The following is a 26484-nucleotide window of genomic DNA, read 5'->3' as shown; positions in this document are numbered from 1 at the left end:
TTCTTTTGTGTGACACCGGCCCCCCCCAAATCCAACACAGAGTGATCCTTCGCAGGCGCAGATTGTTTAAAGGACACCGCCGGGCCCCTCCCCCCCCCCCCCGCCGGCACCCGTCCCGGCCGCCTCGGCCGGGCCGGCCGCGCCGTCCACCGGCACCGACCCCCGCGCCCACAGCTTCCGCCCGCCGAGCACCGCGAACAGCACGGCCGCGATGAGGAGGTTGGCGATCAGGGAGGCGAGGAAGAGGCCGACCTCGCTGCCCGGCAGGCCCTCGCGCTCGACGATGCCGTTGACGATCGAGCCGTAGATGCTGATCGGCGAGAACCCGCCGGCCTGCGCGCCGTGCACCACCATCGTGCCCATGAGCAGCGGGCTGATCGCGTACCGGGTGGCGAAGCTCAGCGCGATCGGCGCGACGATGGCCACCGCGGCCGGACTGACCGCGCCGATCGCCGTGAGCGCCCCGGTGAGCGCGAACATCACCCAGGGGATCAGTGCGACCCGCCCCCTGACCAGCCGGACGGCCGCGTGCACCAGCCAGTCCGTGGTGCCGTTGGCGCGGGCGATCGCGAACAGGTAGGTGACGCCGACGAGGACGACGAAGAGGTCACCGGGGAAACCGGCGAAGATGCCGTCCGCGTCGAGGTCGGCGACGAGCGTGCCCACCCCGAAGGCGGCGGCGAAGGCGAGGGCGCCCATGTTGACGGAGCGGGTGGTGGCGATGACGAACACCACGACCAGGACGAGGATCGAGACGAGTTCGGGGGACATGCGGGGGCTCCCGGGTGCTGTCCTGATGGAAACCTGACTGGCTGAGTGGCTGAGCCACTTGGAAGGTGCGGTTGGCAGGTCAGCGTGGGCCCCGACCGGAGCGCCGTCAAGGGGTCGCGCAGGAATTGGCTCAGCCACTCGGCCACCGGGGGCCCGGTGCTAGGCTCCCGGCGAGAGGGGGATCTCCGTGACCGACGCCCTGCGCCCGATGACCAAGCAGCGCCTCTACGAGCAGGTGCTGGAGCGGCTGCGCCAGTACGTCACCGAGGGCGGCCTGCGGGCCGGCGACCGGCTTCCGCCCGAACGGGACCTCGCCCAGCGGCTCGGCGTCAGCCGGGCCTCCGTGAAGCAGGCCATCGTGGTCCTGGAGGTCCAGGGCCTGGTGGAGGCGCGGCACGGCGGCGGGACGTACCTGGTCAGGGACAGCCTCGACGTGGAACCCGTCGAGAAGATGGTCGAGCGCCGACGGCGCCTGCCGGACGTCCTGGAGGCGCGCGAGGCGCTGGAGACGAAACTCGCCGAACTGGCCGCGGAGCGCCGCACGGCGGACGACGTGGCGGCGATGCGGGCCGCGCTGACCGTGATGGCCGAGGAGATCGAGCGGGGCGAGGGCGGGGTCGAGGGGGACCGGCTGTTCCACGCGGCGGTGACGGCGGCGGCGCACAGCAGTCTGCTCGCGGAGTTCATGCGCTCCATCGCCCACCAGATCGCCGAGAGCCGCACCGAGTCGCTGCGCCAGCCCGGCCGGCCCGGCCGCTCGCTCGCCCAGCACCAGGCCATCCTCGACGCGATCGCCGCCGGGGAGCCCCGGCACGCGGCCACCGCGATGCGCCGTCACGTCCGCACCGTCGCCAAGGTCCGCCTGCTGGACTGGGACCCGGAGGACGAGCGCTGACCGCGGCCCCGTACAGGCCCTAGCCGAGGGGCGTCCGGCCGGTGACCGCCGTGCGCTGGAGGAGCCCCCACGTGAACTCCGCGACCACCTCGTGGCGTACGCCGTCCCGGTCCGGGGCGGTGAAGGCGAGGCCCCAGCGGGTGGGCGCCGAGCCCTGGAGCGGGCGGGCGGGGGCGAAGGCGCGGGCCGCCTCGTCGACCGTGCAGCACCACGGGGTCAGGTCGTCCAGGGTGCGCAGCGCCGGGGCCTCGGCACCGGGGGCGCGCACCAGCCACTCGTTCCAGACCACGCCCCTGTCCGCGACGAGTACCTCGAAGCGCAGGCCGGGCCAGAGGGGCAGCGCCCACTGCCGGGCCTCGCACTCCAGGTCGCCGATCCGGCGGGGGGCCGTCGACTCGGGTTCGCCCAGGACCGAGCGGTAGCGTGCGGCGGCCGAGCGGGAGCGCGGCGAGCGGAGCATCGCCTGCCAGCGCTTGTTGGCCTCCCGCATCTCGGTGAGCGAGGCACCCAGCTCGCGCCGGGCGTCCTCCACCGGGCCGGGGTTGTGGTCGGCCATGCGGCGCAGCAGCACCAGCGTGAAGTCGCGCGGGGTGAAGGGGCCGGCGGGCTGCTTTCCGGTGGGCATGGGGACCATCGTGGACCATGCGCGGCGCCCGTCGCGGACCATGCGCGGCGACGCAGGGCCATTGCCCCGGCAAACGCGATATGAGTAGCCTGTGTTCGCGATTCCGATCGCCTGTTGAAATCTCGAACATACGTGAACTTACTCAGGGAGGGGGCCGGACATGGGACGTCTCGTACCCGCCGTGACCCGGGCTCTCGACATACTGGAGCTCTTCCTCGACGGGGACGGCACGCTCTCCGCCCCCGACATCGTGCGCCGGCTCCAGCTGCCCCGGACCACCGTGCACGAGCTGGTCACCACGCTCGCCGCCCGCAAGTACATCGTCCCGGTCGCCGGGCAGCCCGGACGGTACCGGCTGGGCGTGCGCCCGTACCAGCTCGGCGCCCGCTACGCCGAGCACCTCGACCTCGCCGCCGAGGGCCAGCAGGTCGCCCGGAGCGTCGCCGAGACCTGCGACGAGACCGTGCACGTGGCGATCCTGGAGGACACCGACGTCATCTACATCGCCAAGGTCGACTCCACGCACGCGGTGCGCATGGTGTCCGCGGCCGGACGCCGGCTGCCCGCCCACTGCACGTCCGTAGGCAAGATGCTGCTGGCCTCGCTGCCCGAGCCGGAGGTCGCCGCGCGCTTCCCCGACGGCACCGAGCTGACCGCGATGACCCCGAACAGCATCACCGACCCGGCCGCCCTGCGCGAGGCCCTGGCCGGCGTCCGAGAGCGCGGCACGGCGGTGGAGAGCCGCGAGTCCAACCCGGACGTCTCCTGCGTGGCCGCCCCGGTGCGCGACCGCACGGGCCGGGTCGTCGCCGCGCTGTCGATCTCCGTGCCCATGATCCGCTGGAGCGAGGAGCGCCTCGCTGAGCTGGAGGAGCTGGCCGTCAAGGGCGCCGCCGAGCTGTCCGAGCGGCTCGGACACCGGGGGGCGGCGTGACGGCCGGCGGTACGGCGTGCGAGGTGGCCGTCCAAGCGGAGGCGGCCCTCGGCGAGGGGCCCACCTGGGACCCGGCGACCGGCCGGCTCCTGTGGATCGACATCCTGAACTCCCGCGTCCACACCTACGACCCGGCCACCGGGCGGCGCACCGTGCGCCGCACCGACCAGCACGTGGGCGCCGTGAAACCGCGCGCGGGCGGCGGGCTCGTCCTCAACCTGCGCGACGGGATCGGGCTGCTCGATCCCGACGGCGCCTTCCGCTGGCTGCACCGCGAGGCCGTTCCCGGCCGCCGCGCCAACGACGCCGCCGTCGCCCCCGACGGCAGCCTCTGGGCGGGCACCATGCGCTACGACGAGGCGGCCGGCGGCGGCACGCTGACCCGGTTCACCGGGGACGGCACGGCCGAGGTCGTGCTCGACGACGTGACGGTGAGCAACGGCACCGGCTGGAGCCCGGACGGCCGGCTGATGTACTACGTCGACACCCCGACCCGGCGCATCGACGTCTTCGACACCGACCCCGCCGACGGCCGGATCACGGGCCGCCGTCCGCTGGCCGTGATCGAGGACGGCGCGGGCTTCCCCGACGGCCTCTGCGTCGACGCCGACGGCGGCGTCTGGGTCGCCCTGTGGGACGGCGGCGCGGTACGCCGCTACACCCCGTCCGGCGCCCTCGACCGCGTGCTCCCGCTGCCCGTCCCGCGCGTCACCGCCTGCGCCTTCGGCGGCCCCGGCCTGACCGACCTGTACCTCACCACGGCCCGCGTGGGCCTGCCGGCGCCGCCCCCGCTCGCGGGCTCCCTCCTGGTGGTCCCGGACGCGGGCCGGGGTCTGCCGCAGCCGGCGTTCGCGGGCTGACCCGGGCTCCCGCCGGAGCCGGCTGAGGAGCCGTCAGGCCCCCGTGCGGTCCAGCGCGCCCAGTACCCCGCGCTCCTCCGGGGTCAGGGGCGGGCCGGACAGCGGGGGCAGCGGCGAGCCCGTCAGGGCGGCCAGGGCGGCGTCGGGGCGGAACATGCGGGTCGCAGGGGTGCGCATGCTCGTGACGTCCCAGATCGCCGAGGCCGCCGCGAAGGAGCCGGTGGCCGCCCTCGTCATGCGCCGGGTGTACGCCGTCACCACCCGGTCGGTGGCGCCGGGCCGCCCGCCGCGCACCCCGGGGTAGAGGACGTCCTGGCCGACCGCCATCGACCACGCCGCGTCCACCGAGCGGGCCGCGCCCCGCAGCACCCGCCGGGCGAGACCGGGCGCGTCGACGCCGCCCGTCCGCTCCAGTTCGCGGCCGAGGACGCGCGCGCCGAACGCGGCCACCGACATGCCCTGCCCGTAGGCCGGGTTGAAGGTGCCGAGCGCGTCACCGAGGACCACGAAGCGCTCCGGCCAGACCGGCGCCTTCTCCAGGTAGCGGCGCACATTGCTGGTGGAACGGCTCAGATGGACGTCCGTGAGCGGTTCCGCGCCGGAGATCAGCCGCCCCACGAGGGGGTCCGGCAGATCGAGCGTGTACCGCAGGAACCCCTCCGGGTCGGCCGGCGGCTCACCGCCGCGCGAGCCGCCGCAGCTCACCAGCCAGCGGTCGCCCTCCACCGGCATGACCATCGCGCTCCGGGCCGGCCGGCCCACGTACGGGTTGGCCTGCACGATGGCCAGCGGGAACCGCTCGGCCCCGGCCGGTACCCGGTACACGCGCGAGGCGTTGACCAGCCCCGAGTCCACGGTCCGCGTCCGGACGCCGGACACCCCGAGGCCCTCCAGCCAGCCGAGCACCCGGGTGCCGCGTCCGCTCGCGTCGACGACCAGGTCGGCGTCGAGGTCCGTGTCCCCGCCGGGCGCGGCGATCCGCACCCCGCGCACCCGCTCCGTGGACCCGGTCAGCCCGACCACCGCGGCCCTGCGGACCTCGACCCGCGCCTGCTCCAGCACCGCGGCCCGCACCGTCCAGTCCACCAGCGCCCGGGTGCAGGTGAGCATCACCGGCCCCTCGCGCCGCCACCGGCGCAGCCAGCCCTCCGGGGTGAGGGCCAGCATGCCGGAGCTGAGGGATATCTCGTGGGCCCCGGCGGCCAGCAGCCGCTTGCCCAGGCTCACCCCCGGCACGATCTCCTCCATGGCCGCGAGCCCGCCGGTCATCAGCAGGTGCGCGTGCCGGCCCTGCGGCAGCCCCCGGCGCTGGTGCGGCCCCTCGGGCAGCTCGTCGCGGTCCAGCACGATCACCTCGTCCACACCGGCGGCGGACAGCACGGCCGCGGCCAGCATGCCGGCCAGACCGGCACCGACGACGACAGCTCTACGCGACATGGGGCTCCTCGGGTTCGGTCAGGGTTCGGGTCGTGGCGGACGGTGCCGCGCCGTCGGGCGCGGTGGCCCGCCCGGGCGGGTGAGGCAGTGCCTGCGCCAGCTCCACCAGCCCGCTCGGGCCGGGCACTTCGGTGGCGTGCAGCCGGTAGGTGGCGGCGCCCTGCGGCGGTTCCTCGCGCGCGGCGGCCCGGCGCGCCGCGTCGGTGAGCATGGCGGCCTCCGCCGCCAGCCGGGCCTGGTGGGGGGAGCGGCCCGCGCGCAGGGCGGTGTCCCGCACCCGCTCGCGGACCCGGTGGTCGAAGTACGGCGCCAGCGTGAGCAGGGCGTCGTGGATGGACACCTCGCGCCACTGGAGCCGGGCCTGCGGGAGCTGCCACCAGCTCGCCGGCGGTTTGGGGGCGGTGGACACCGAACGCACCAGCGACCACAGCGGATCCAGCCGCCGGTAGTCGTCCAGCCCCCGCCAGTGGGCGACCACGGGCGGCAGCAGTCTGGGCAGCACGAACCCGGCCGAGCACAGCAGCGCGGCCAGCGAGGCCATCGGCGGTGCCACCGAGGTGGAGAGGAAGTCAAGGTCGTGACCGGTCCAGCGGGCCACCACCGCCGTGTACTTGGTCAGCTGGAACCCCACCACGTCCAGCGCCGCGCCCAGCAGGATCAGCCGCAGCCCGGCCCGCAGCAGGCCGCCCACCTCGCGGCCCCACTTGACGCAGACCGCGCACATCACCAGCATCGCCGCGCTGTGCCCCAGCAGGTACAGCAGGATCATCTCCCGCATGAAGGGCGTACCCGCGTAGTACGTGTCGAGGTCGGTCAGCCGCTCGGTGTCCGCGTCGGCGAGCAGGAACAGCACGACGATGGCGACCACCAGCAGCCCGTAGGCGGCCATGGTGCGCAGCACCATGCGCCGCACCCGCGCCCGGGGCCCGCCCCGCCAGTTGATCAGCAGCACCAGCACGGCGCAGCTGTACGCGGAGAGCATGCCGTAGGTCAGCGGGGCCCCGAAGTTGGGGACGCCGGTGAGTTCGTTGACGGTGGCGAGGGTGGCCGGCGCGGCGCACACGAAGACCAGGGCGCCGAGGACGATCGCCACGCAGGTGGACAGCGTCAGCGGGTTGCGCATGGCCGTGCGCGGCCGCCGGAACAGCAGCACGGAGGTCATGCCGAACACCAGCGCCGCCAGGTACACGACGAGACTCATGCCGGACAACTCCTCTCGTGCGGGGTTTCGTTCACGCGGTTCCCGCCGTGGTCGTACCGCTCGGCACGGCGGCGGGGGCCGGCGCCGGGGGGAGAGCCGCCGCCCGCGGCCGCCGCGACGGCCCGCGCCGGATCCGCCTCGCGCCGCGCCGCCTCGGTGATCACCGCGGCCCAGGCGGCGGCCTCGGCCCGTTCCGGGTCGTCCGTCGCCGCCAGTACCCCGGCGCGGGTCCGGTCGTACAGGTCCCGGTCGAGATAGGCGTCCAGATGGCCGAGCGCGTTGTGGATGCTCGTCTGGCGCCACATCAGGCGGGTGGCGGGCGAGGCGAACCGGGGCCGGGGCAGCCGCAGTGCCCGCCGGGTGAGCAGGTCGTCCAGCACCCGCTCCAGCGGCCCGAGCCGGGCGTACGTCCGCCCCGCCCGCCGCCACTCGGACACCCGGGGCGCCACCAGCGGGACGAGCACGCCGACGACCGTCAGCAGGGCGCCGAGCCCGGCGGCGGCCGGGGAGACGGTGGTGCCGAGCACCGACCAGTCCCGCCCGGACCAGCGCGCGCCCACCGCGACGAGCTTGGCCGTGCTGTACCCGGCGCCGCACAGCGCACCGGCGCCTAGGAGCGTCAGGCCCGCGCGCAGCCCGCCCCGCACCCGCCGCGCCCAGCGCAGCGCCGAGAAGGACGTGACGGTGCCCGCGGTGAGGTGCGCGACCAGGTACAGCACGATCATCTGGGCGATGAACGGGGTCGTCGCGTAGTAGGTGTCCAGGTCGGTACGGCGCTCCACGGGCGCGTCGCCCAGCGCGAACAGCACGCCGATTCCGAGGACCACGGCGGCGTAGGCGAGCGTCCACCGGCGCGCCGTCCCGTCCACCCGGGGCCCGCCCCGCCAGCGCACGATGAGGACCTGGGAGGCGGCGCAGTACCCGGTGATGGCCGCGTAGGTGAGCGGTGCCGCGAGGTTGGGCACCCCGCTGAGGTGGTTGACGGCGCCGACCGTCGGCGGCGCGCCGAGCAGGAAGCAGAGCCCGGCGAGCCCCAGGACCGCGCAGATGGCGCCCAGATACGGATCGCGCCGGTGCCGCAGCAGGTCGGGCGCCTTGACCACCAGGCAGAGCCACAGCACTCCGCAGCTGACGTAGTTGATCAGCCCGTTCATCTGGTCGTCCCGCGGTAGTTGAGCGCGGCGCCGATGCGTCCGGCGAGGTCGGGCGGGTCCTCCGGTCCGTCGCCCTCCGCCGCGAACACCGAGTCGGTGGAGGCCTCCAGCCAGGTGCGCAGCCGGCCGCCCATCAGCATGCCGAAGCGGTCCGCCTCCTGCTCCTCGGCCAGGGAGAAGTCGGTGCGCGCGGCGACCGGCCGGGGCAGGCCGTCCGGGGCGCCGTCCGCCTCCGCCTGCCGCCTGCTCATGTGCCACACCTCGTGGCAGAGGATGACGATCTGGTGCCACACCGCGGCGCGTTCGTCCACCACGATGTCGTCGTGGTGCTCCCGCTCCAGCCAGAGCCCGCTCGCGGTGTGCGGCGGGAACGCCGCCCGGTGCACGACCACCTCGCGGCCCCGCCACGCGCTCACGGACGCGACGAGCGCCTCGAACAGCACCTCGGGATCCGCCGGCACGGGGACCCGGATGGGGTCGATGAGGGCGTCAGCGAGGCGACGCATCTCCTTCCTGGTACGCACCGCTGTCTCCCCGTTTCCCCGGCTGCTGCTCGGTCACCAGTGCAATATGCCAAGACGGGGGCCGTCCGGGCCAGTTCCAGGTCCGTCCCGGTCACTCGGTGACCGCCATGGTGTCCCCGGGTGCCAGCGCGCGCGCCCGGACCTCACGGAGCACCTCGGGGTGGCCGAGGGCGCGGGAGACGGCCCCGATCCCGTTCAGGAGGTCCGTGGTGTCGGGTTCGCCACCGCTGTCCTCGCCGCCGCCGCCGTCGTCCGTGCCGGGACGGGCGTCGACCGCGTCGAGGACCACCACGGCAGCGGCGAGCGCCTTCGCCCGCTCCGGGGCGAACCCGAGACCGAGGGCGGCGCGGTACGAGCGCGCGCCCAGCCGTTCGTCGGTGCGGCGGGCCAGCGGGAGCAGGACGTCGCGGATGAAGGTCTCGCGGCGGGTCAGGCGCAGTTCGGGGCTGGCCCGCAGGACGAACGGCACCCCCGAGCCGTGCACGTTGCGCATCAGCCGGTACAGCGGCCGCAGTTCGCGGTGGGCCAGCCGGATCCGCCGCCGCTCGCGGAGGTACTGGCCGGCGTGCGGCAGGATGAAGCCGACCGCGATCGACACCGCGGACAGGCAGGCCAGGGCCGGGGCCACGTCCAGGCTGAGCCAGTCCAGGTCGTTGCCGGTCCAGCGGGCCACGACGGCGGTGAGCTTGGCGGCGTCGAAGGCCAGGTTGAGCGCGTAGCCGACGCCCAGGAACCGCAGTCCCCGGCGCAGCCAGGCGTCGAATCCGCCGGTGCGGATCCAGTTCCAGATCAGCCGTGAGGTGATGAGGACGGCGGTGGTGTGCGCGAGGAGGTAGAGCAGGATCTCCTCGCGCATGAAGGGCGTGTTGGCGTAGTAGGTGTCCAGGTCCCGGGTGCGCTCCACGGGCACGTCGGCGAGGGCGAACAGCACCCAGAGCGCGACGATCACCCCGCCGTAGACGGAGACGACCCAGCGGGTGGCCCGGCGGGTCGGGGCCGAGCTTTCGGAGACTCCGTCGCGCCAGGCGATGATCAGCACCAGGCAGGCGCCGCAGAACGCGGTGAGCAGCGAGTACACCCAGGGCGCCGAGATGTTCGGCACGCCGGTGACGCGGTTGACCCAGACGATGGTCGAGGGGGCGACGAACACGAACACCGCGCAGGCCAGCAGCAGCAGACCGCCGACCGCGCGCAGCAGCGGATCCTTCCAGAGCCGGATGATCGTCGGCAGTTTGATCGCCAGGGCGGTGGCCAGGACCGCGGCGGGGATCCACCAGTAGGACGTGTAGAAGGCGCTGAGGAACGAGGCCGGACCGGTGGCCGCGCCCGCGGACTCCATCGCGTCCCTCCGCTCTCGCTCGCAGCCGCATCCAAGGCCGTACGAGCCTACGCGGCCGGACGTGTCCGCGTCAGGCGAGTTCCGTTGTCCGGAGGGCCGGATTCCGGAGTACCGGCCCGAGTTCCTGCTCGAACCATTGACGCGCAAGCGCTTGCCACCTACGGTCCCGTTCGAAGTTACGAGCGCTATTCGAAATATCGAACAACCAATGTCGGACAGATGTCGAACAGATGGGGCAGGGCATGGCACGACCTGGCCTGGATCGCAGGCACTTCCTGGCCGCGGCGGGCGGCCTCACGGTCGCGGGCAGCTTCGGCTTCGCGGCGCTCGGCAGCGGGGCCGACGCACTCGCCTCCGGAGCGGACACCCGCGTGCGCTACTGGAACCTCTTCAGCGGCGGCGACGGCTACAACATGATCGCCATGCTGGACGCGTTCCGCAGGGACAACCCCGGCATCGACGTGAAGGACTCGACCCTCCAGTGGGGCAGCCCCTTCTACACCAAGCTCGCCATGGCGGCGGCCGGCAACCGCGCGCCGGACCTCGGCGTCATGCACCTGGGCCGCGTCACCGGCTTCTCGCCCGGCCGCCTCCTGGACCCCTGGGACCCCGCGCTGCTCGCCAAGTACGGGGTGCGGGAGGAGGACTTCAACCCCGAGCTGTGGAAGCGCGCCGTCGTCGACGGCAGGCTCTACGCCCTGCCGCTCGACGTCCACGTCCAGCTCTGCTTCTACCGCAGGGACGTCCTGAAGAAGGCGGGCCTGCTCGGCGCGGACGGCCGGATGGTGCCCGTCACCTCCACCGAGGAGTGGTTCGACGTGCTGAAGGAGGCCAGGAAGGCCACGGCGAAGGGCCTGCAGACCATCGGCCTGTGGCACAGCGACCAGAACTTCCAGTGGTGGTTCTTCGTCGCCTTCTACACCCAGCTCGGCGGCACCTGGTTCGACGACGCCCGCACCGAGGTCACCTTCGACACCGACAAGGCCACCCGGGTCCTGGAGTTCCTGCGTAAGCACGTCGCCGACGGCTACGCCAACCCCGGCTTCGGCGGCACCGCGGGCGGCGAGCAGTTCGTCAACGGCTCTCCCTTCGCCTGGGAGGGCAACTGGTCCGTGCCGGTCTTCGACGCCGCGGAACTCGACTACGGGGCGACCCCGTTGCCGCCCGTCTTCGGCAGGCGGGCCACCCACGCCGAGTCCCACGCCTTCGTCCTGCCCCACCAGTCGGACCGCGGGGGCGCCGCCAACGAGGGCGCGCACCGCCTCGCCGCCTACGTCGTCCGGCACGCCCGGCAGTGGGCGGCCGGCGGCCACATCCCCGCGTACACCCCGACCCTGTCCACGGCCGCCTACCGCGCGCTGCGCCCGCAGAACGAGTACGTCTCGGCGATGGACCACCAGGCCACCGAGCCGAAGGTGTGGTTCGCCGGGTCCACCGGCATCCTCGCCCAGCGCGTCGGCCCGGTCGTCGTCTCCTCCACCACGGGCTCGGCGAAGCCCGAGGCCGCCGCCCGCCGGATGCGGAGCACGCTCGCCGAACTGCTCGCCATGAAGAACCCCATGGACGGCACCGCCGCGCGGGGAGGTGCCGCATGACCGCCACCGGCGCCGAGACGATCGTCCGCCCGGCACGCGCGAGGACCGCCGTCGCCGGCGCCACGCTCCGCCGCCGCCAGGGCTTCCAGCACGGCGGCTGGTTCGTCGCCCCGTTCCTCGCGCTCTTCGCGCTCTTCGTCGTCTGGCCGCTGCTGCGCGGTCTCTACCTCAGCTTCACCGACGCCAACATCTCGGGCGACCAGGCGAGCTTCATCGGCCTGGACAACTACCGCGAGGCCCTCCAGGACCCGCTGATGTGGGACGCGTTCGGCCACAGCGCGTACTTCACGCTGCTCGTCGTGCCCTGCATCACCGTCCTCGCCTTCCTCCTCGCGATGCTCGCCCACCACATCGAGCGCGGCAAGTGGCTGTGGCGGCTCTGCTTCTTCCTGCCGTTCCTGCTGCCGTCCACCGTCGCCGCCAACCTCTGGCAGTGGCTGTTCAACCCCGGCAACGGCATGGTCAATCACGTCTTCGGCCTCGGGACACCGTGGCTGACCGACAAGTCCTACGCCATGCTGGCCGTCGTCATCACCACCCTGTGGTGGACCGTCGGCTTCAGCTTCCTGCTCTACCTCGCCGCGCTCCAGGGCATCCCCGCCCACCTCTACGAGGCCGCCAAGCTGGACGGCGCGAACGCCTGGCACCGCACGGTCCACATCACCCTGCCGATGCTGCGCAACATCACCGGTCTCGTCGTCGCCCTCCAGATCCTCGCCTCGCTCCAGGTCTTCGACCAGGCCGTCGTGATGCAGGACTTCGGGCCGGGTCCCGAGGACTCGACCCGCACCTTCGTGCAGTACACCCTCGAACAGGGCTTCACCAGCTACCGCGTGGGCTACGCCTCCGCGATCTCCATCATCTTCTTCGTGCTCATCGCGGCCGTCGCCCTCGCCCGGATGTGGCTGCTGCGCAACCGTGAGGAGGGCGGCCGATGACCACCGCGGCGACGCAGGCCCCGACCGGACCCCGCAGGTCCTGGACGCCCGGCCAGATCGTGCTCACCCTGCTCGGCACCGCCGTCTCCGCGGTGTTCCTCGCCCCGCTCGCGTGGGCCCTGTTCACCTCACTCAAGTCGGAGACCGAGGCCGTCCAGGTGCCGACCCACTGGCTGCCCGAGGACTGGACGGGCCAGGCGTGGCAGGCCCTCTTCGAGACCGGCAACATCACCGACTGGTTCGTCAACTCCCTGGTGGTGTCGGTGTGCGTGACGACCGTCGTGCTGCTGGTCTCCGCGCTCGCCGGCTACGGCTTCGCCCGCACCGAGTTCCGGGGCAAGGGCGTCCTGATGGGCGTGGTGATGGCCGGCCTCATGATCTCCCCGGCCGTCCTCGGCGTCCCGCTGTTCACCAGCGTCCAGCAGATGGGGATGGTCGACACCTACTGGGGGATGATCCTGCCGCAGTGCGCGCCCGCCGCGATGGTCTACATCCTCTACAAGTTCTTCCAGGGCATCCCGCGCGAACTGGAGGAGGCCGCCTTCATCGACGGCGCGGGACGCTGGCGGGTCTTCTTCACCGTCATCGTGCCGCTGTCCCGCCCCTCGCTGGCGGCGGTCGGCATCTTCACCTTCATCAGCTCGTGGAACAACTTCCTGTGGCCGTACATGGTCACCAACAACCCCGACCTGATGACCATGCCCAACGGCATCGCGACCGTCATGAACTCCTACGGCATCCAGTGGGCCCAGCTCATGGCCGGCGGCCTGATGGCGGGCCTCCCCCTGATCGTCGTCTTCGTCTTCTTCCAACGCCAGATCGTCGCGGGCGTGGCCCACACGGGCCTCGCCGGCCAGTAGCCGGAGCCCCCTTTCGAAAGGACACCATGCGAACCGCCCGCTTCACCCTCGACCCCGCCTTCACCATCGGTGAGGTCGACCCCCGCCTCTTCGGCTCCTTCGTCGAGCACCTCGGCCGCTGCGTGTACACCGGCATCTTCGAACCCGGACACCCCGCCGCGGACGCCGACGGGCTGCGCGGGGACGTACTGGACCTCGTCCGGGAACTCGGCGTCACCGCCGTGCGCTACCCCGGCGGCAACTTCGTCTCCGGATACAAGTGGGAGGACTCGGTCGGTCCGGCCGAGGACCGCCCCCGCCGCCTCGACCTGGCCTGGCGCTCCACGGAAACCAACCGCTTCGGCCTGTCCGAGTACATCGCCTTCCTCCGGAAGGTCGGCCCGCAGGCCGAGCCCATGATGGCGGTCAACCTCGGCACCCGGGGCGTGGCCGAGGCGCTGGAACTCCAGGAGTACGCCAACCACCCCGGCGGCACCACGCTGTCGGACCTGCGGGCCGAGCACGGGGACAAGGACCCCTTCGGCATCCGGCTCTGGTGCCTCGGCAACGAGATGGACGGCCCCTGGCAGACCGGCCACAAGACCGCCGAGGAGTACGGGCGGCTCGCCGCCGAGACCGCGCGGGCCATGCGCCAGATCGACCCGGACGTCGAACTCGTCGCCTGCGGTTCGTCCGGCCAGTCCATGGAGACCTTCGCCGCGTGGGAGGCGACGGTCCTCGAGGAGACGTACGACCTCGTAGACCACATCTCCCTGCACGCCTACTACGAGCCGCTCGACGGTGACGTCGACTCCTTCCTCGCCTCCGCCGTGGACATGGAGTCGTTCATCGAGAACGTGGTCGCCACCTGCGACCACATCGGCGCCCGGCTCAAGTCGAAGAAGCGGATCAACCTCTCCTTCGACGAGTGGAACGTCTGGTACATGTCGAAGTCGCAGGCCGAGGTGAGCGCCCTGGACTGGCCCGAGGCACCCCGCCTGCTGGAGGACAACTACAGCGTCATGGACGCGGTCGTCTTCGGCTCGCTCCTCATCGCCCTGCTCCGGCACGCCGACCGCGTCGCCGTCGCCTGCCTCGCCCAGCTCGTCAACGTCATCGCCCCGATCATGACCGAGCCCGGCGGCCCGGCCTGGCGCCAGACCACGTTCTTCCCGTTCGCGCAGGCCTCGCGGTACGGCCGCGGCGAGGTCCTCGACGTGCGGGTGGACTCACCGACGTACGGGACGGCGAAGTACGGCGAGGCCGACCTGTTGCACGCGACGGCCGTGCGCGCCGAGGACGGCTCGGTCACCGTCTTCGCCGTCAACCGCTCCCGCACCGAGCCGCTGCCGCTGCACGTCGCCCTCGGCGCCCTGGAGCTGACGGACGTCGTCGAGCACAGCGCCCTCGCGGACGCCGACCCGGACGCCCGCAACACGCTCGCCGAACCCGAACGGGTCGCCCCGCACCCGGTGGACGGCACCGCGCTGCGGGACGGCACCCTGACCGCCGTACTGGAGCCGCTGTCCTGGAACGTGATCCGGCTGCGCTGAGCCCCGGCCCGGTCAGCCGCCGCGCCGGCCGGGGGAGGCGACCGGCTTCACCGGTACCCCTCCGGCCGCGCTGCCCAGCAGCTCCAGCCGTACCGTCCCGGGCCCCGGTGCCGACTCGCCGTCGGCCAGCACCGCCAGGGCCAGGGTGTTGGCGGCGGCCCGGGTGCGCAGGATGCCGTTGGGCAGGACGAAGGTGTGGGCCGCGCCGGTGCCGCCGGCCGCGTACTCGCCCATGTTCCAGCCGTTCAGGAAGACCTGGACGCGGTGGTCGCCGTCCGGGGCGTCGTCGAGGACGAGGCCGACCGAGGCGTCCACCTCCGGCGGCACGTCCAGCCGGAACGTGGTCCGGTACCAGGTCACGCCCTGGCGCCGGTCCTCGCGCGGGAGGTCCGCCGGGGACGCCTTCTCCCAGTCGCCGTCGTCGTACCCCGGCAGGTACCAGCCGTGCCGTTCCCCGTACAGCCCGCCGTGGTTGAGCGGCCCGCGCACGGGGTCGGGCGCGACCGCGCCCCGGATCCGCCAGCGCACGTCGGGCGAGGCCCCCTCGAAGGCGGCCGACGTCAGTCCGCGGGCCGCCCGCGGGTCGTCCTGGCCGTGCTGGGTGCGCCGGACCAGAACGGACAGGACGGCCGAGTCGCCGCCGTCGGCGCGCTCCCGCCGGGTTCCGCGCAGAGCCGCCGGCACGCCCAGTTCGGCCGTGCCGGTCCGGGTGTCCGGCCCGTCGTCCCCGCCGTCCGGACGGTGGACGCCCAGCGGTTCGCCGTCCAGCCACGCCATCAGCAGGCCGCGCGCGCCGGTGGCGTAGGACAGGGAGACCGACTCCAGACCGGCGGCCCCGGTGAGGCGGGCGCGGTACCAGACGTCGCCGTAGTGGTAGCCGTAGTCGTCGGCGAAGAGCACGGGCTGTCCGCCGGGCACCGGGGTGGTGCTGTGCGAGGTCCGCCGGTCGGCGACCGTCCACCCCGAGTCGCCGTACTCCGGCGCGGACTCGGGGTTCTCGGTCCGGCGACGCCAGCCGTCGAGTCCGGGCAGCGCCACCTCGGGCACGCCGGGCAGCGGCCACACCGTCATCAGGCTCTGGGCGCGGCCGAGGGACGCCTGCACCGCCGTGCCGTTCCAGGTGACCCGGCCGATGCCGCGCGGCGCCCACACCTCCAGCTCGCGCTCGTCGACGGTGTCACCGGCCAGCCGGATCGTGTCCCCGTCCAGCACGGCCTCGCGCAGCAGTTCCGGGCCGCGGACCAGGACCCGGCCCGACGGCGTCTCGTACGGCCACAGCCGCAGTGAGGCGGCGTCGTCGGCGAGGAGCAGCAGCAGGGTGCGGTCGGAATCGGCGCCGCGCACCCGCACTCGGGTCAGCCGGTCCTCCTTGAGCGGGACGGTCACGTGCAGCTTTCCGTGGTCGAACACCCAGGCGGCCTCCTCGTCCAGCCGGGTCGGCCAGGGCTCCTGCGGGCAGTCGAGGACCAGGTGCGCCATCTCCCCGGCCCGCCCCACGAACGCGGCGATGTCCACCCGCCCCACGCTCAGGGACAGCATGGGCTGCACGGTGGCGTACGCCAGTTTCCGTCCCGCGCCCAGGTGGAGGCCGGTGGCGAGCAGCTTGGCGTCGCGGGCGGGGACGGTGACCTCGACGTCGGTCCCGTCCATCGGGACGGTGGAGGTGACGGCGGCGGCGGAGTCGTTGCGCAGCACGTAGGCGTGGGCGCCGGTGTCCGGGTTGGCCAGGTGCCGCACCTGGACGCGGGCGTCCGCGGCCCGGACCTGAGCCGCCTCGTCGAGCCGGGTGAAGTCGGGGACGTGGCGCAGCAGGTGCCCGAGCTGGTGGAGCGGGGCGAGTTCGGCGGTGGGCCGGCGCGCCTCGTCGATGGCGGCGGCCGGGTCGTAGGCGGGGGTGGGCGCCGACGGCGCGGGCAGCCAGCCCCACGAGGTGCCGCCGTAGGCCATGCGGACGTTGTGCAGCGTGGTCCCGCGCGCCAGGCCGTCGAGGTGCACCCGCCGCGCCTCGGCGGCGTCCCGGGTCCGCTCCGGCTCGTCCCAGGCGAGGGTGGTGCCGGCGTGCAGCAGGGGTACGTCGATGCCGTCGGCGCGGATCCGCTCGTGCAGGTGGGTCAGGCCGGCGCGGTCGGGGGCGTCGGCCCGGTAGAGCAGGACGGTGCCGGTGCCCCGGGTGAACTGGTGCCGGGCGACGACCGAGTTGACCCGGCTCAGCCACTCGTCGGCGTGGCGCAGGTAGGCGGGGTCGGTGGTCCTGGGCCGGGCCCCGGTGGCCGCCAGCCAGCCGGGCAGGCCGCCCGCGTCCACGTCGGCGCCGATGTACGGGCCGGGGTGGACCACGACGTACAGACGGCTCTCCGCGGCCGTCCGCAGGAACAGGTCGAGGTCGCGGACGCCGGTGAAGTCGTACGCGCCCGGGGCGGGGGAGTGCTGGTTCCAGGCGAGGCGGACGCTGACCGCGTTGTGGCCGTACGCCCGCATCTTCTGGAGCACGTCCCGCCACAGGGACGGGCTGGGCAGCCGGAAGGGGTGCAGTTCACCGGACCACAGCGACAGCCGTCTGCCGTCCACCAGCAGGGAGTACCGGTCCAGGGCGACCCGGTGGCGCCGCCCGTCGGCGCCGGGCGGCCCGGGCGGCGGGCCGGTGGGCACGGGGCCGGGGGGACCGGTCAGCGCCGCGCCGCTCACGCTGCCGCCGAGCGCGAGCCCGAGGACGGTGGTGCCCGCGAGGGCGCTGAACGCTCGTCTGCTGAGACTGCTGAGCTCCAAGGGAGCCTCTCCTGTTGCCGTGCTTCCGGTGCTGCCGCGTGAGCGGGACCGTCTGTGCCCGGCCATTCTTCCAGCGGACCGCACAATGGTCGGTATGAGGATCTCGGCGCGTGCGGACTACGCGGTGCGGGCGGTACTGGAACTGGCCGTCCAGCAGGACGACCGGCCGGTCAAGGCGGAGGACGTGGCCACCGTCCAGGACATTCCGCACAAATTTCTGGAGGGGATCCTCGGTGATCTCCGGCGTGGCGGCATCGTCGAGAGCCGGCGCGGCGGGGGCGGCGGGTACCGGCTGGCGCGCGAGGCGTCGGCCATCACGGTGGCCGACGTGATCCGGGCGGTGGACGGCCCGATCGTCTCCGTGCGCGGGGAGCGGCCGACGGGGCTGGTGTACACGGGCACGGCGGGGCCCCTGCTGCCGCTGTGGGTGGCGCTGCGCGCCAACGTGCGCCGGATCCTGGAGGGCGTGACCATCGCCGACCTCGCGGCGGACGCGCTGCCGGACCCGGTCCGGGCCCTGGCGGCGGAACCGGCCGCCTGGGAGAACCCCTAGGTCACAGGCGTACGGGGTGGGAACCGGCCGGTGTGAATGGCCGGGGAGGCATCTGTCCGCACCCGGCGGGCGTCCCTACGATGCGGACGTTGCGTGAATGTCATGTGCAGAACACGTGTAGATGGCGAACGCATTAAACATTCACCCCCCACTGACCGGGATGGGAGACGCATGGCCACGGGCCTGCTCCTGAGCGGCACCATCGCCGCACTGCTCACCTCCGCGCTGCCCGCGCAGCACCAGCCCTCCGGCGGGTTCGAGGACCCGCCGCCGGACAAGATCGTCATCAAGGTCGCCACGGTGAACGGCTCCGGCTGTCCGCAGGGCACGGCGGCCGTCGCCGTCTCCGACGACAACACCGCGTTCACCGTCACCTACAGCGACTACCTCGCCAAGGCGGGCGGCGACTCCGCGCCCACCGACTTCCGCAAGAACTGCCAGCTCAACCTGCTCGTCCACGTCCCGCAGGGCTTCACCTACGCCGTCGCCAGCGCCGACTACCGCGGCTTCGCGGCCCTCCAGTCCGGCGCCAAGGGCACCCAGCGGGCCTCGTACTACTTCCAGGGCTCCCCGAACACGGAGTTCCGCACCCACCCCTTCGGCGGCCCGCTCAACGACAACTGGCAGGCCACCGACACCACCGACTGGGCCCAGCTGGTCTGGGCGCCCTGCGGGGTGCAGCGCAACTTCAACATCAACACGGAGCTGCGGGTGAGCACGGGCACCTCCGACCCCGCCAAGGTGAGCTTCATGACGATGGACTCGACGGACGGCGACATCAGCACCGTCTACCACCTGGCGTGGAAGGAGTGCCCGGAGTCCTGACCGGCGGCCGGCCCGCGGGCCCCCGGCGGTCAGCCGGCGGCGTCCTCGACGCTCTCCCCGGCGGGACCGCCCTCGCGCGGGCCGCCGTCCTCGGGGCCGACGGGCCGGCCCTCCCAGTGCAGGACGCGCCATCCCGCGTCCGGGGCGCCGGACAGGACGACGACACCGGTGTTCCCCAGCCCGTGGGCGGCGGCGAAGCCGGCGTCGATGTTCTCCGCCCGGGCCGCCGCCCACGTACGGATCACGGCGCCGTGACTGACCATGGCCACGGCCCCGGCCCCGGTGGCCGCGGCCTCCTCGACCACGGCGTCGAAACGCGCCAGCGCCTCCACGCCGTTCTCCCCGCCCGGCACACGGCGCGCGGTGTCCCCCGCCGACCAGGCGAGCGCGGTGGTCAGGTACGTCTCGACGGCCTCCCGGTCGCCCCGCATCTCCAGATCACCGGCGGACAGCTCCCGGATGCCGTCCCGCACCACGATCTCCAGACCCGTCCGGGCCGCCAGCGGCGCCGCGGTGAGCCGGGTGCGCAGCAGCGTCGACGCGTAGAGGGCGTCGATCCGCTCCGCCGCCAGCGCCTGAGGGAGCGCGTCCGCCTGCTCCTGCCCCAACGGTGTCAGCGCGGGACCGGGTGCGGCCGTGTCCAGCAGGTGCTTGAGGTTGGACGGGGTCTGGCCGTGCCGTATGAGCAGCAGTCGCATCGACGGATCAGTCTCCCTTGAGCCGGGACGGGGACTCCCCACTGTGCCATCCCCGCCTCACGCCCCGTCCGGGCGGCAGAGCAGGGGCTTGTCCAGTTCGGAGCAGGGGCGGTGGCCCTTGGAGCGGATGACGTCCTTGCCGACCTCGTCGGCGAGGTAGCGCAGGAAGCCCGCGGCGATCGAGTCGGCCGGCGGTTCGCCGTAGGTGTAGGCGATCTCCGTCTGCCAGTACGGGTACGCCCCCTCGTCGGCGCCCTCCAGGGTGGCCGGGTAGCCGTCGATGCGGACCTGCCGGACGTCGTCCCGCGCCGAGGCGGCGCCGACCTCGCTGTGGCCGAGGGCGCCCGGGGTGGAGGCCACCGTGTCGAGCAGGGTCGCGGTACCGCCCACCTCGCAGCGGCCCGGCCGGTCCGGAGCCAGCCCCGCGCAGTCGGCCGTGGTGACCGCCGGGAGCGCCCGGCCGCCGAGGACCTGCTGTTCCAGCGTGGTCCGGGTGCCCGAGCCGGGGTTCCGGCTGACCAGGCGGACGGGTACGTCGTTGCCCCCGACCTGGCTCCAGTCGGTGACGCGCCCGGCGTAGATGTCCCGGACCTGCCTCAGGGACAGGTCCCGGACCCCGGCGTTCTCGTGCACGACCAGCGTGAACAGCGACAGGGCGACGGGTCGGGGGAGCAGCTGCGGACGGCCGTCGGACTTCGGCCCGTCGCTGAACGACAGCCTGTTCCCCAGGCCCCGGCCGTCGGTGAGTGCGGCGTCGGCGCCCGCGGCGGCGAGGGTGTCGAGACCGTCGACGCTGCCCTTGAACGAGTTGGCGGTCAGCGGGATACGGGCGTCCGGGCAGGTCCGCTCGTACTGCTCCGCGGCCTCCCGCAGCACCGGCGCGAAGGCCGTGGAACCCGACAGGTGCAGCGTCCCGGCGGCGCAGTCCAGCGGCGCGGCCGTGTCGTCTCCCCCGGCGAAGGTGAGCGCGGACTGGGTGGCGCTCACCAGGATGAGCGAGGCGAGCAGCCAGCGGACCTGCCGGGAGGCGAACGGGTAGTACGCGGTCTTCTTGATGTTCCCGCCGCGCACTCCGCCGACGACCCCCGCGGTGACCTCCGGCTCGGGGAACTCGGGCTCGGTGAAGCCCTCTTCACGGTCCAGGACCGCCAGGACCTTGTAGTGCGCCCTGCGGTTCAGTATCACCTTGGGCAGCTTGATGACCCTGCCCGTGGTCTCGAACCCCTCGGCTCCCGGGACGAAGAAGGTGGGCGGCACCTGGGGACTGCGCTCCGTCACCGTCATGCCGACCACCCGGCGGCCGGGGAAGGCGATGCTGATGCCCACGGGGTCGTTGGCGGGAGCGACGTAGTCGTCGGCGACCACGGGGCTCCAGCCGGCGTTCTCGATCCGCAGCAGCACGACCGACGGGTCGCGCAGGTTCGTCCCGTCCCACTGCATGCGCTGGAGCACCGTCGTCTCCGGCCCCGAGGCGGCCGAGTCCCGGATGGTGGTGTCCAACTGGACGCGGTAGCCGAGCCTCTTGCGGCCCGCCAGCACGAACTCCCACAGCGCGGCCACGACGGGCACCGTCAGACCCAGGACGGCGGCCACGGACTCCCACGACAGACTCACGTCCGCCTCCCCCTCAGGACGGTGACATGGGAGGCCATGGTGGCGGCGGGGAGGGGAAGGGGCCCGCGGATTCGGTGAGTCTGCCGTTCGAATTCACCCGCAGGCCATCTGCGACACCCGGTGTTCGCCCGACGCGGGATCAGTCCGTGCCGTCGTGGCCGCGCAGGTGCAGCGAGCGGAGGGCGACCTCGATGGCGAACCGGTGGTCGGGGTCGGCGAGCCGGTCGCCGAGGTAGGCGTCCAGTGTCCGCAGGCGGTAGCGGACGGTCTGGGCGTGCACGCCCAGCACCTCGCCGACCTGCTCGGCCGGCGCCCGGGTGGAGACGTGGACGCGGAGGGTCTCGACGAGCCGGTCGCGCCGTCTGGCGGGCAGCTCGTCGAGCGGGGCCAGTTCACGCGCCGCGATCCGGTCGACGAGGGCGGAGTCGGACAGCAGCCACAGCGTCGTCAGGTGATCCTCGCAGCGGATCAGCGGACCGTCGGGGATGACATCGTCGTCAACGAGCTGCAGCACACGGCGGGCCCAGCGGACGGAGTCGGCGGCCTGCGCGACCGGTACGGTCAGGCCGAGCGCGGCGCGGGTGCCGTCCAGCGCCGTACGGAGCATGTCGAGGCGGGCGGGGGTCAGGTCCCCGGGGACGAGCAGGTGCGGCTGCGGGATGTCCAGGTCGGTGAGGACGTCCCGGTCGAGTGCCGTCTGGAGGTGTTCCGGCGCCGGATGGTGCAGGGCGACGAGGAAGCACGACCGGGGCAGCTCCCAGGCGGCGGCCTTGCACAGTTCCGAGATGGTCGTCCGGGGCAGCGGCGAGGCGGTCAGCAGGAAGTGGAGTAATTGTCTTCGTAACGCGGACTCCTCGGAGGCCGCCCGCTCCCGGACCTCCGCGTACCCCTCGCGGGTGATCGCCTCCAGCTCCTCGACGTAGGCGAAGAGGGCGTCGGCGAAGGCGAGGATCAGCGCGGGGGAGAGGCTGTACTGCCGTCCCAGGGTCTTGGCCCGGCGCAGTGCGATGCGGGCGCCGAGCCGGTAGGCGCCCTGCAGGACCTCCAGGTCGCGGCCCTCGTAGGCCTCCACCCTGCCGAACCTGCGCAGCAGTTCGTTCCGCACCTCCGAGCTGCTGCCGGGGTTGTCGATCCGGTCCACGAAGGCGGTCAGCGCCTGCTCGACCCCCTGCCGGATCGCGTCCCCGTCCGGGCCGTTGAGCAGCCTGCCGTACACCGGGTAGCTGCGGGTGACCTCGATGCGTATCTCGTTCAGCAGCCCCGGGAGCAGCGGCCGCATGAAGGCCGCGAACTTCTTGGGCAGGGGGTCGAGCGGTTCACCGAGCACCGAAGGACGCGCGATGGAGGGCATGAGTATTCCCTTGCTCTGCGACATGTCCGGTGGGATGGCCGGCCGGGTTCCGTCTCGCGTGGGGTGGAACCTGGCCGGTCCACCAGGCGTTCACCGGCTTGGCTAGCCGACGGTAAATCAACTTGGGTGTGATGTACATCTCTTGGGGAGCAATCGTGCGCTTGTTGTGTGCACCTTTGGCCGTTAGTTGACGGCGGAGTGCCAGTTCTCGGCCAGTACCCGGCCGGCGTCGGGGACGACGGTCCCGGGCGCGTTGAGGCCGGTGAGGTGGGTCTGGGTGTTGGCGAGGGTCAGGCTGTTGTTCCCGGCGGCGGAGGGCAGTCCGGTCTTCGCGTTGACCGCCGCGTTGATCAGACCGACGTTCAGGCCGCAGCCGGTGGCGCCGGGCACCGCGAAGGTGCTGTCGTTCTGGGTGGCGCCGGTGAGGTTGATCCGGCTCATCTCGCCGGCCTCGTCCACGGTGCCGTCGCCCCGGAAGAAGGACATCCCGAAGTCCGGGAAGTTGCGGTTCTCCGGCCGCAGGACGATCGGCTTGGCGGCGGACCCGATGTAGCACTTGTCGCCGAGCAGCGGGTTCTCCAGGTGGATGCGGACCGGCAGGGCCACGATCGGCATGTCGGTGAGGACGCCCGCGGTCTGGTCGAAGGCGTAGGGCGCGCCGACGGACTCCATGGTCGCGGTGATCTTGTTGAGGCTGGAGTTCTCCAGCGACTCGCAGATGCCCGTGATCACGAAGATGTCGCTCGGGCACATCAGGCCGAGCAGTCCCCCGGGCACGGAGGCGGGCTCGGCGACGAGCGCGCCGGAGGCCGGGGCGACGACCGAGCTGGTGCCGTCCGCGTTCTGCACGACGCCGATCTGCAGGTTGGTCCGGCCCGTGACCACCGTGGTGTTGCCCAGTTTGATGGAGCCGCTGGCGGAGGTGGACACCACACACTGCGGGGTCTTCTCGACGCCGTCGGCGGCCAGCATCGCCGGGGCGTCTACGGGGCAGCGGGTGAAGGGAGCCCACTCGCCGTTCAGCGTGGGGCCGGCGGCCGTCGCCGTGCCCAGGGAGGCGAAGGCGCCGAGGGCGGTCAGCGCGGAGACGGTGGCGAGCCGGGTGCGGGATGAGGTCGGACGCATGGTGGTGGCCTTCCTTGGAAGTGGGCAGGTGGCAGGGACGGGAGGGCTCAGCGCTCGGCGACGGGGATCTCGTAGGGCTGGAGGTCTTCCGTGCACTGGCCGGGGGTCTCGGGGGTCGGGAAGACGGGGGCGGCGATCGCGCACGTCTGGCCCTGGACCTGCTTGATGTGGTTGCCGGGGCCGGAGACGGAGGCGGTGAGCAGGCGGTCGAGGTCCTCGCCGTCCGCCGTGCCGCAGCCGGTGAAGGCAGGGATGCTCGTCTCGCCGGACAGCGTGCCGCCGCTGAGCAGCAGGTAGCCGGTGGCCTCCTGGCCGATGAGCTGCTCGCCGCGGCCGTAGAGCACCAGGTGGTCACCGGGATAGTTGGCCGGATCCGGGTCGGCGGAGGTGAGGGACGTCTCGGTCCTGCAGTCGGGGCCGACGTCCAGGGGCGTCCCGTTGACCTCCAGGTCGGTCACGTGCGCGACGAGCGGCGCCCGGACGTAGGTGTCCGTGACCGTGGTGAAGTCGGACAGGCGCAACTTGATCCGCGAGTCGATCCGGATGGGCCCGGTCTGCTCCAGCACCATCGTGGCCTTGACCGGCGCGAAGTCGAAGGACAGGAAGGTGCTCGGGAACGGCGGTGTCTCCTTGCGCCCCTGGTAGTGGAGGTTCGCCCACGACACCGTGTCGAAGATGATGTGCTCCGGGTCGGGCGGGCCGTCCACGGGGATCCCCTGCTCGATCAGCAGGCAGGACGGCGGGAGATGGGCGGCGCCCTTCATCTTGTTCACGTTGGCGTAGCCGGTGACGTAGGCGTTGAGCGACACGTCCGTGGGCGGGTGCTGCTCGTCGTAGCGGCACGGCGGTACGTCGTCGCGGTCCGGGGCGGCGCCGGGCGCGGTCTCCAGCACCTCGGGCGACCGGTCCCCCTGCCGCTCCTCCCGTCCGTGCCCCTGCGCCTCCCGGTCCGGGGTGCGGGAGGCACCGTCCGGGCCGGACGGTGAACCGCCCGGGCTCGGAGAACCGTCCGCGCCGACCCGCACGGTGGCCAGCAGCCCCTGGCCGGGCGCGTCCTCGGCGAGGGCGCAGCCGATGGTGAGCGAGTCGGGTCCGGAGCCGGAGCCGGAGTCGGAGCCGGGGCCGGGGCCGGTGGCAGCGGACCGTGGGGCGGCCGGGTCCGTGCCGGCCGGGTCCGTGCCGGCCGGGTCCGCCGGGTCGAGGGCCAGGTCGACGGCGAGGGTGCCCGCCGCGAACGTCAGGTCTCCGTCGCCCCGGCCGGCCACCGAGGGGACGTCGCCTTTCGAGACCAGCGTCAACGGCCCCGACCCGGGCAGCACGACGGGCTCGGTGCCGCCCCGCCAGGTCGCCTTCGCCGTCGCCTCGTTCTGGGCGACGCCCACCTCCAGCCGGGTCGCCGCCCGCACCTGGGCCGCGCCCCGCCCGGTGAGGTCCGCGACGGCCTCCGCCGGGAGTTCGACGGTGGTGGTGACGCCGGACGGCGAGAAGGTCTCGCCCGCGTCGGCCCGTTCCGGGAACTCCGCCGAGATCCGCACCGTCGTGGGCAGTTGCCCCGACGGGAGGGTGCAGACGTAGGGGAGTCCGACCTCGATCTCCTGGGTGCCCGAGGCGGAGGCCGTGGTCGGGATCAGGGCGGCGAGCACGACGAACGCGGCGATCGACGTGGTCCGGGCACGGACCCGGGGCGGCCGGGGTACGGCGGCTCGTTGGGCTTTCATACGACTCCGCTCGGGTGGCTCGGGCAGCGTGGGCGGTCGGGCAGGGGCGGACGGCTCGGGCCCGCGAACGCCCGGCCGGGGTGCCGGCCGGGCGGACGTGCGGGGCGGCGGTGGCCTACGGGTTGGAACCGACGATCGTCGGGATGGCGTTGGTGGTCTTGACCTTGACGGCGTAGTTGCCCTTGAAGGTCGGCTTGGTGGCCGTGGTGACCACGGAGCCGCAGTTGACCGGCGCCGGGCTGCTGCTGACCGACAGGTCGCCCACGACGCTGTTGACCGCGAGTACACCGGTGGAGTTGGTGTAGGTGGCCGAAGCCTTGCCCACCACCGTGAACTTGCAGGCGCCGGCGGTGACCTGCGCCTTGACATTGCCGACGTAGCCCTTGGTGACGCCCGTCGAGGCGTTGTAGTCCTGCGCGACGACGTCCCAGGGGGTGACCGAGGTGGTGGTGACGTTGCCCAGGACACTGGTACACGGTGAACCGGACGAGCCGAAGGTCATGGTGGTGATGTCGGCGACGTCCCCGGGGTTGCCGGTGGCGCTGTTCATCGTGCCCTCCGCACCCGAGACCGTGCAGGTCATCGGGATCGTGGCGGTCAGCACGATGTTGCCGACGTTCGTGGCCTTGAACGCGGCGGGCGAGGGGGTGACGGTCCACACCGTGGAGGGCACCGCCGCGGACGGGCCGACGGCGAGGCCCAGCGCCGACGCGGCCGCACAGACCACGATGGCCGACCTTCTCGTGTTCTTCTTCATGGCTCGGGACTCTCCTTGAGGGTTGACCGGCGAAGACGGGCCTGACGTTACTCGCGGGAAACTTAGCCGAACAATGCGGTAGTCCATGATTCTTTTAAAAGTGGGACCACCTGTTTCCGGGGTGAGTGATCCGCGCTTCTCCTTGCTCACGTGGCGCCAAGTCCGGGAAACGTGAACGGCGTCCGGACTGTTCACAGCGGTGTCGCTCCCATCGGGTCCCGATGCTCACCGGCCGACAAGTTTCCGAGCGGTTTTTGTGTCCTGCCTGACAGGTTCCGGATGGCCGAAGTCGGCATCCCGGAAAACTCCGATTCCGGTGTTGCCCGCCGAGGTTACTCGGCCGTAACGTGCCGGTGTGGTGCTCGGTTCCAGGTCGGTGGCCCCCGTCGGCCGGAGCCATGACGGACACTTT

At 72.9% G+C, this 26484-nt stretch carries 22 protein-coding genes and 1 pseudogene; 9 read left to right on the top strand and 14 right to left on the bottom strand.

Annotated features, from left to right (window positions below):
* Positions 1–78 precede the first annotated feature (78 nt).
* Positions 79–771: pseudogene (locus DMH12_RS17525) on the bottom strand (SLC13 family permease); the annotation flags it as partial.
* Positions 772–958: 187 nt separating this feature from the next.
* On the opposite strand from DMH12_RS17525, the gene DMH12_RS17520 reads away from it, so the two are divergent.
* Positions 959–1666, top strand: coding sequence for a FadR/GntR family transcriptional regulator (locus DMH12_RS17520; protein WP_125492519.1), 708 nt, complete (start codon positions 959–961; stop codon positions 1664–1666).
* 19 nt (positions 1667–1685) lie between these two features.
* On the opposite strand, the gene DMH12_RS17515 is transcribed toward DMH12_RS17520, so the two are convergent.
* A complete protein-coding gene (locus DMH12_RS17515; protein WP_185832377.1) occupies positions 1686–2291 on the bottom strand; it encodes a hypothetical protein in 606 nt (201 codons plus the stop codon).
* Between the two features lie 160 nt (positions 2292–2451).
* Here DMH12_RS17515 and DMH12_RS17510 point away from each other — a divergent pair, with 160 nt between their 5' ends.
* Positions 2452–3225, top strand: a complete 774-nt coding sequence (locus DMH12_RS17510) for an IclR family transcriptional regulator (protein ID WP_125492518.1) — start codon at positions 2452–2454, stop codon at positions 3223–3225.
* Entirely contained in the window at positions 3222–4085 is an 864-nt protein-coding gene (locus DMH12_RS17505) for an SMP-30/gluconolactonase/LRE family protein (RefSeq protein WP_125492517.1), read from the top strand. The genes DMH12_RS17510 and DMH12_RS17505 overlap by 4 nt, the downstream gene beginning before the upstream one ends.
* Before the next feature lie 33 nt (positions 4086–4118).
* On the opposite strand, the gene DMH12_RS17500 is transcribed toward DMH12_RS17505, so the two are convergent.
* The 5 genes from DMH12_RS17500 to DMH12_RS17480 all read right to left on the bottom strand — a co-directional run bounded on the left by DMH12_RS17500 (position 4119) and on the right by DMH12_RS17480 (position 9740).
* Positions 4119–5522, bottom strand: coding sequence for an FAD-dependent monooxygenase (locus DMH12_RS17500; protein ID WP_125492516.1), 1404 nt, complete (start codon positions 5520–5522; stop codon positions 4119–4121).
* Positions 5512–6723, bottom strand: coding sequence for an MAB_1171c family putative transporter (locus DMH12_RS17495; RefSeq protein WP_125492515.1), 1212 nt, complete (start codon positions 6721–6723; stop codon positions 5512–5514). Before DMH12_RS17495 ends, DMH12_RS17500 begins: the two co-directional genes overlap by 11 nt.
* Complete coding sequence (locus DMH12_RS17490) at positions 6720–7877, bottom strand: MAB_1171c family putative transporter (RefSeq protein WP_260474243.1); 1158 nt, start codon at positions 7875–7877, stop codon at positions 6720–6722. Before DMH12_RS17490 ends, DMH12_RS17495 begins: the two co-directional genes overlap by 4 nt.
* Positions 7874–8383: a toxin gene (locus DMH12_RS17485; protein WP_260474242.1), complete on the bottom strand. Its 510-nt coding sequence runs from the start codon at positions 8381–8383 to the stop codon at positions 7874–7876. Before DMH12_RS17485 ends, DMH12_RS17490 begins: the two co-directional genes overlap by 4 nt.
* A 109-nt stretch (positions 8384–8492) precedes the next feature.
* The gene (locus tag DMH12_RS17480) at positions 8493–9740 is read right to left on the bottom strand and encodes an MAB_1171c family putative transporter (protein WP_125492513.1); all 1248 of its coding nucleotides are present in this window, start codon (positions 9738–9740) and stop codon (positions 8493–8495) included.
* A 242-nt stretch (positions 9741–9982) separates the two neighbouring features.
* Here DMH12_RS17480 and DMH12_RS17475 point away from each other — a divergent pair, with 242 nt between their 5' ends.
* The 4 genes from DMH12_RS17475 to DMH12_RS17460 are packed head-to-tail and all read left to right on the top strand — an operon-like array spanning position 9983 to position 14665.
* A complete protein-coding gene (locus DMH12_RS17475; protein ID WP_125492512.1) occupies positions 9983–11335 on the top strand; it encodes an extracellular solute-binding protein in 1353 nt (450 codons plus the stop codon).
* The gene (locus DMH12_RS17470) at positions 11332–12273 is read left to right on the top strand and encodes a carbohydrate ABC transporter permease (protein WP_125492511.1); all 942 of its coding nucleotides are present in this window, start codon (positions 11332–11334) and stop codon (positions 12271–12273) included. The genes DMH12_RS17475 and DMH12_RS17470 overlap by 4 nt, the downstream gene beginning before the upstream one ends.
* Positions 12270–13133 carry a carbohydrate ABC transporter permease gene (locus DMH12_RS17465; RefSeq protein WP_125492510.1) on the top strand — a complete coding sequence of 288 codons (864 nt, stop codon included), beginning with the start codon at positions 12270–12272 and terminating at the stop codon, positions 13131–13133. Before DMH12_RS17470 ends, DMH12_RS17465 begins: the two co-directional genes overlap by 4 nt.
* A gap of 26 nt (positions 13134–13159) precedes the next feature.
* Positions 13160–14665 (top strand): alpha-N-arabinofuranosidase, encoded by a 1506-nt coding sequence (locus DMH12_RS17460; RefSeq protein ID WP_125492509.1) that lies wholly within the window; start codon positions 13160–13162, stop codon positions 14663–14665.
* Positions 14666–14677: 12 nt separating this feature from the next.
* Here DMH12_RS17460 and DMH12_RS17455 read toward each other — a convergent pair whose 3' ends face one another.
* Complete coding sequence (locus tag DMH12_RS17455; protein WP_125492508.1) at positions 14678–17431, bottom strand: beta-galactosidase; 2754 nt, start codon at positions 17429–17431, stop codon at positions 14678–14680.
* A gap of 94 nt (positions 17432–17525) precedes the next feature.
* Between DMH12_RS17455 and DMH12_RS17450 the strand changes: the two genes are divergently transcribed.
* A complete protein-coding gene (locus tag DMH12_RS17450) occupies positions 17526–17984 on the top strand; it encodes an Rrf2 family transcriptional regulator (protein WP_122620561.1) in 459 nt (152 codons plus the stop codon).
* Between the two features lie 171 nt (positions 17985–18155).
* Positions 18156–18809, top strand: coding sequence for a DUF4360 domain-containing protein (locus tag DMH12_RS17445; RefSeq protein WP_125492507.1), 654 nt, complete (start codon positions 18156–18158; stop codon positions 18807–18809).
* 29 nt (positions 18810–18838) lie between these two features.
* Here the strand turns inward: DMH12_RS17445 and DMH12_RS17440 are convergent, their stop codons facing one another.
* The 6 genes from DMH12_RS17440 to DMH12_RS17415 all read right to left on the bottom strand — a co-directional run bounded on the left by DMH12_RS17440 (position 18839) and on the right by DMH12_RS17415 (position 26072).
* Positions 18839–19507, bottom strand: coding sequence for a histidine phosphatase family protein (locus tag DMH12_RS17440; protein ID WP_125492506.1), 669 nt, complete (start codon positions 19505–19507; stop codon positions 18839–18841).
* A gap of 57 nt (positions 19508–19564) precedes the next feature.
* Positions 19565–21121: a substrate-binding domain-containing protein gene (locus tag DMH12_RS17435; RefSeq protein WP_125492505.1), complete on the bottom strand. Its 1557-nt coding sequence runs from the start codon at positions 21119–21121 to the stop codon at positions 19565–19567.
* Positions 21122–21260: 139 nt separating this feature from the next.
* Complete coding sequence (locus DMH12_RS17430; RefSeq protein ID WP_125492504.1) at positions 21261–22472, bottom strand: helix-turn-helix domain-containing protein; 1212 nt, start codon at positions 22470–22472, stop codon at positions 21261–21263.
* A 183-nt stretch (positions 22473–22655) separates the two neighbouring features.
* Positions 22656–23597 carry a hypothetical protein gene (locus tag DMH12_RS17425; protein ID WP_125492503.1) on the bottom strand — a complete coding sequence of 314 codons (942 nt, stop codon included), beginning with the start codon at positions 23595–23597 and terminating at the stop codon, positions 22656–22658.
* Positions 23598–23644: 47 nt separating this feature from the next.
* Positions 23645–25315 (bottom strand): DUF6801 domain-containing protein, encoded by a 1671-nt coding sequence (locus DMH12_RS17420; protein WP_125492502.1) that lies wholly within the window; start codon positions 25313–25315, stop codon positions 23645–23647.
* 115 nt (positions 25316–25430) lie between these two features.
* The gene (locus DMH12_RS17415) at positions 25431–26072 is read right to left on the bottom strand and encodes a hypothetical protein (RefSeq protein ID WP_125492501.1); all 642 of its coding nucleotides are present in this window, start codon (positions 26070–26072) and stop codon (positions 25431–25433) included.
* Between the last annotated feature and the right edge of the window lie 412 nt (positions 26073–26484).

Origin of the sequence: Streptomyces sp. WAC 04229, from assembly GCF_003947455.1 — a bacterium.
Lineage (GTDB): Bacteria > Actinomycetota > Actinomycetes > Streptomycetales > Streptomycetaceae > Streptomyces.
Note: the sequence above shows the minus strand (reverse complement) of the source record. Positions and strands in the feature narration are given on the sequence as shown.

What these genes read in the sequence shown, in the direction of transcription:
- DMH12_RS17485 (WP_260474242.1), bottom strand. Translation starts at nt 8,383, where the DNA reads ATGCGTCGCCTCGCTGACGCCCTCATCGACCCCATCCGGGTCCCCGTG.
- DMH12_RS17475 (WP_125492512.1), top strand. Translation starts at nt 9,983, where the DNA reads ATGGCACGACCTGGCCTGGATCGCAGGCACTTCCTGGCCGCGGCGGGC.
- DMH12_RS17440 (WP_125492506.1), bottom strand. Translation starts at nt 19,507, where the DNA reads ATGCGACTGCTGCTCATACGGCACGGCCAGACCCCGTCCAACCTCAAG.
- DMH12_RS17450 (WP_122620561.1), top strand. Translation starts at nt 17,526, where the DNA reads ATGAGGATCTCGGCGCGTGCGGACTACGCGGTGCGGGCGGTACTGGAA.
- DMH12_RS17460 (WP_125492509.1), top strand. Translation starts at nt 13,160, where the DNA reads ATGCGAACCGCCCGCTTCACCCTCGACCCCGCCTTCACCATCGGTGAG.
- DMH12_RS17480 (WP_125492513.1), bottom strand. Translation starts at nt 9,740, where the DNA reads ATGGAGTCCGCGGGCGCGGCCACCGGTCCGGCCTCGTTCCTCAGCGCC.
- DMH12_RS17415 (WP_125492501.1), bottom strand. Translation starts at nt 26,072, where the DNA reads ATGAAGAAGAACACGAGAAGGTCGGCCATCGTGGTCTGTGCGGCCGCG.
- DMH12_RS17500 (WP_125492516.1), bottom strand. Translation starts at nt 5,522, where the DNA reads ATGTCGCGTAGAGCTGTCGTCGTCGGTGCCGGTCTGGCCGGCATGCTG.
- DMH12_RS17495 (WP_125492515.1), bottom strand. Translation starts at nt 6,723, where the DNA reads ATGAGTCTCGTCGTGTACCTGGCGGCGCTGGTGTTCGGCATGACCTCC.
- DMH12_RS17470 (WP_125492511.1), top strand. Translation starts at nt 11,332, where the DNA reads ATGACCGCCACCGGCGCCGAGACGATCGTCCGCCCGGCACGCGCGAGG.
- DMH12_RS17425 (WP_125492503.1), bottom strand. Translation starts at nt 23,597, where the DNA reads ATGCGTCCGACCTCATCCCGCACCCGGCTCGCCACCGTCTCCGCGCTG.
- DMH12_RS17430 (WP_125492504.1), bottom strand. Translation starts at nt 22,472, where the DNA reads ATGCCCTCCATCGCGCGTCCTTCGGTGCTCGGTGAACCGCTCGACCCC.
- DMH12_RS17445 (WP_125492507.1), top strand. Translation starts at nt 18,156, where the DNA reads ATGGCCACGGGCCTGCTCCTGAGCGGCACCATCGCCGCACTGCTCACC.
- DMH12_RS17510 (WP_125492518.1), top strand. Translation starts at nt 2,452, where the DNA reads ATGGGACGTCTCGTACCCGCCGTGACCCGGGCTCTCGACATACTGGAG.
- DMH12_RS17515 (WP_185832377.1), bottom strand. Translation starts at nt 2,291, where the DNA reads ATGCCCACCGGAAAGCAGCCCGCCGGCCCCTTCACCCCGCGCGACTTC.
- DMH12_RS17420 (WP_125492502.1), bottom strand. Translation starts at nt 25,315, where the DNA reads ATGAAAGCCCAACGAGCCGCCGTACCCCGGCCGCCCCGGGTCCGTGCC.
- DMH12_RS17465 (WP_125492510.1), top strand. Translation starts at nt 12,270, where the DNA reads ATGACCACCGCGGCGACGCAGGCCCCGACCGGACCCCGCAGGTCCTGG.
- DMH12_RS17490 (WP_260474243.1), bottom strand. Translation starts at nt 7,877, where the DNA reads ATGAACGGGCTGATCAACTACGTCAGCTGCGGAGTGCTGTGGCTCTGC.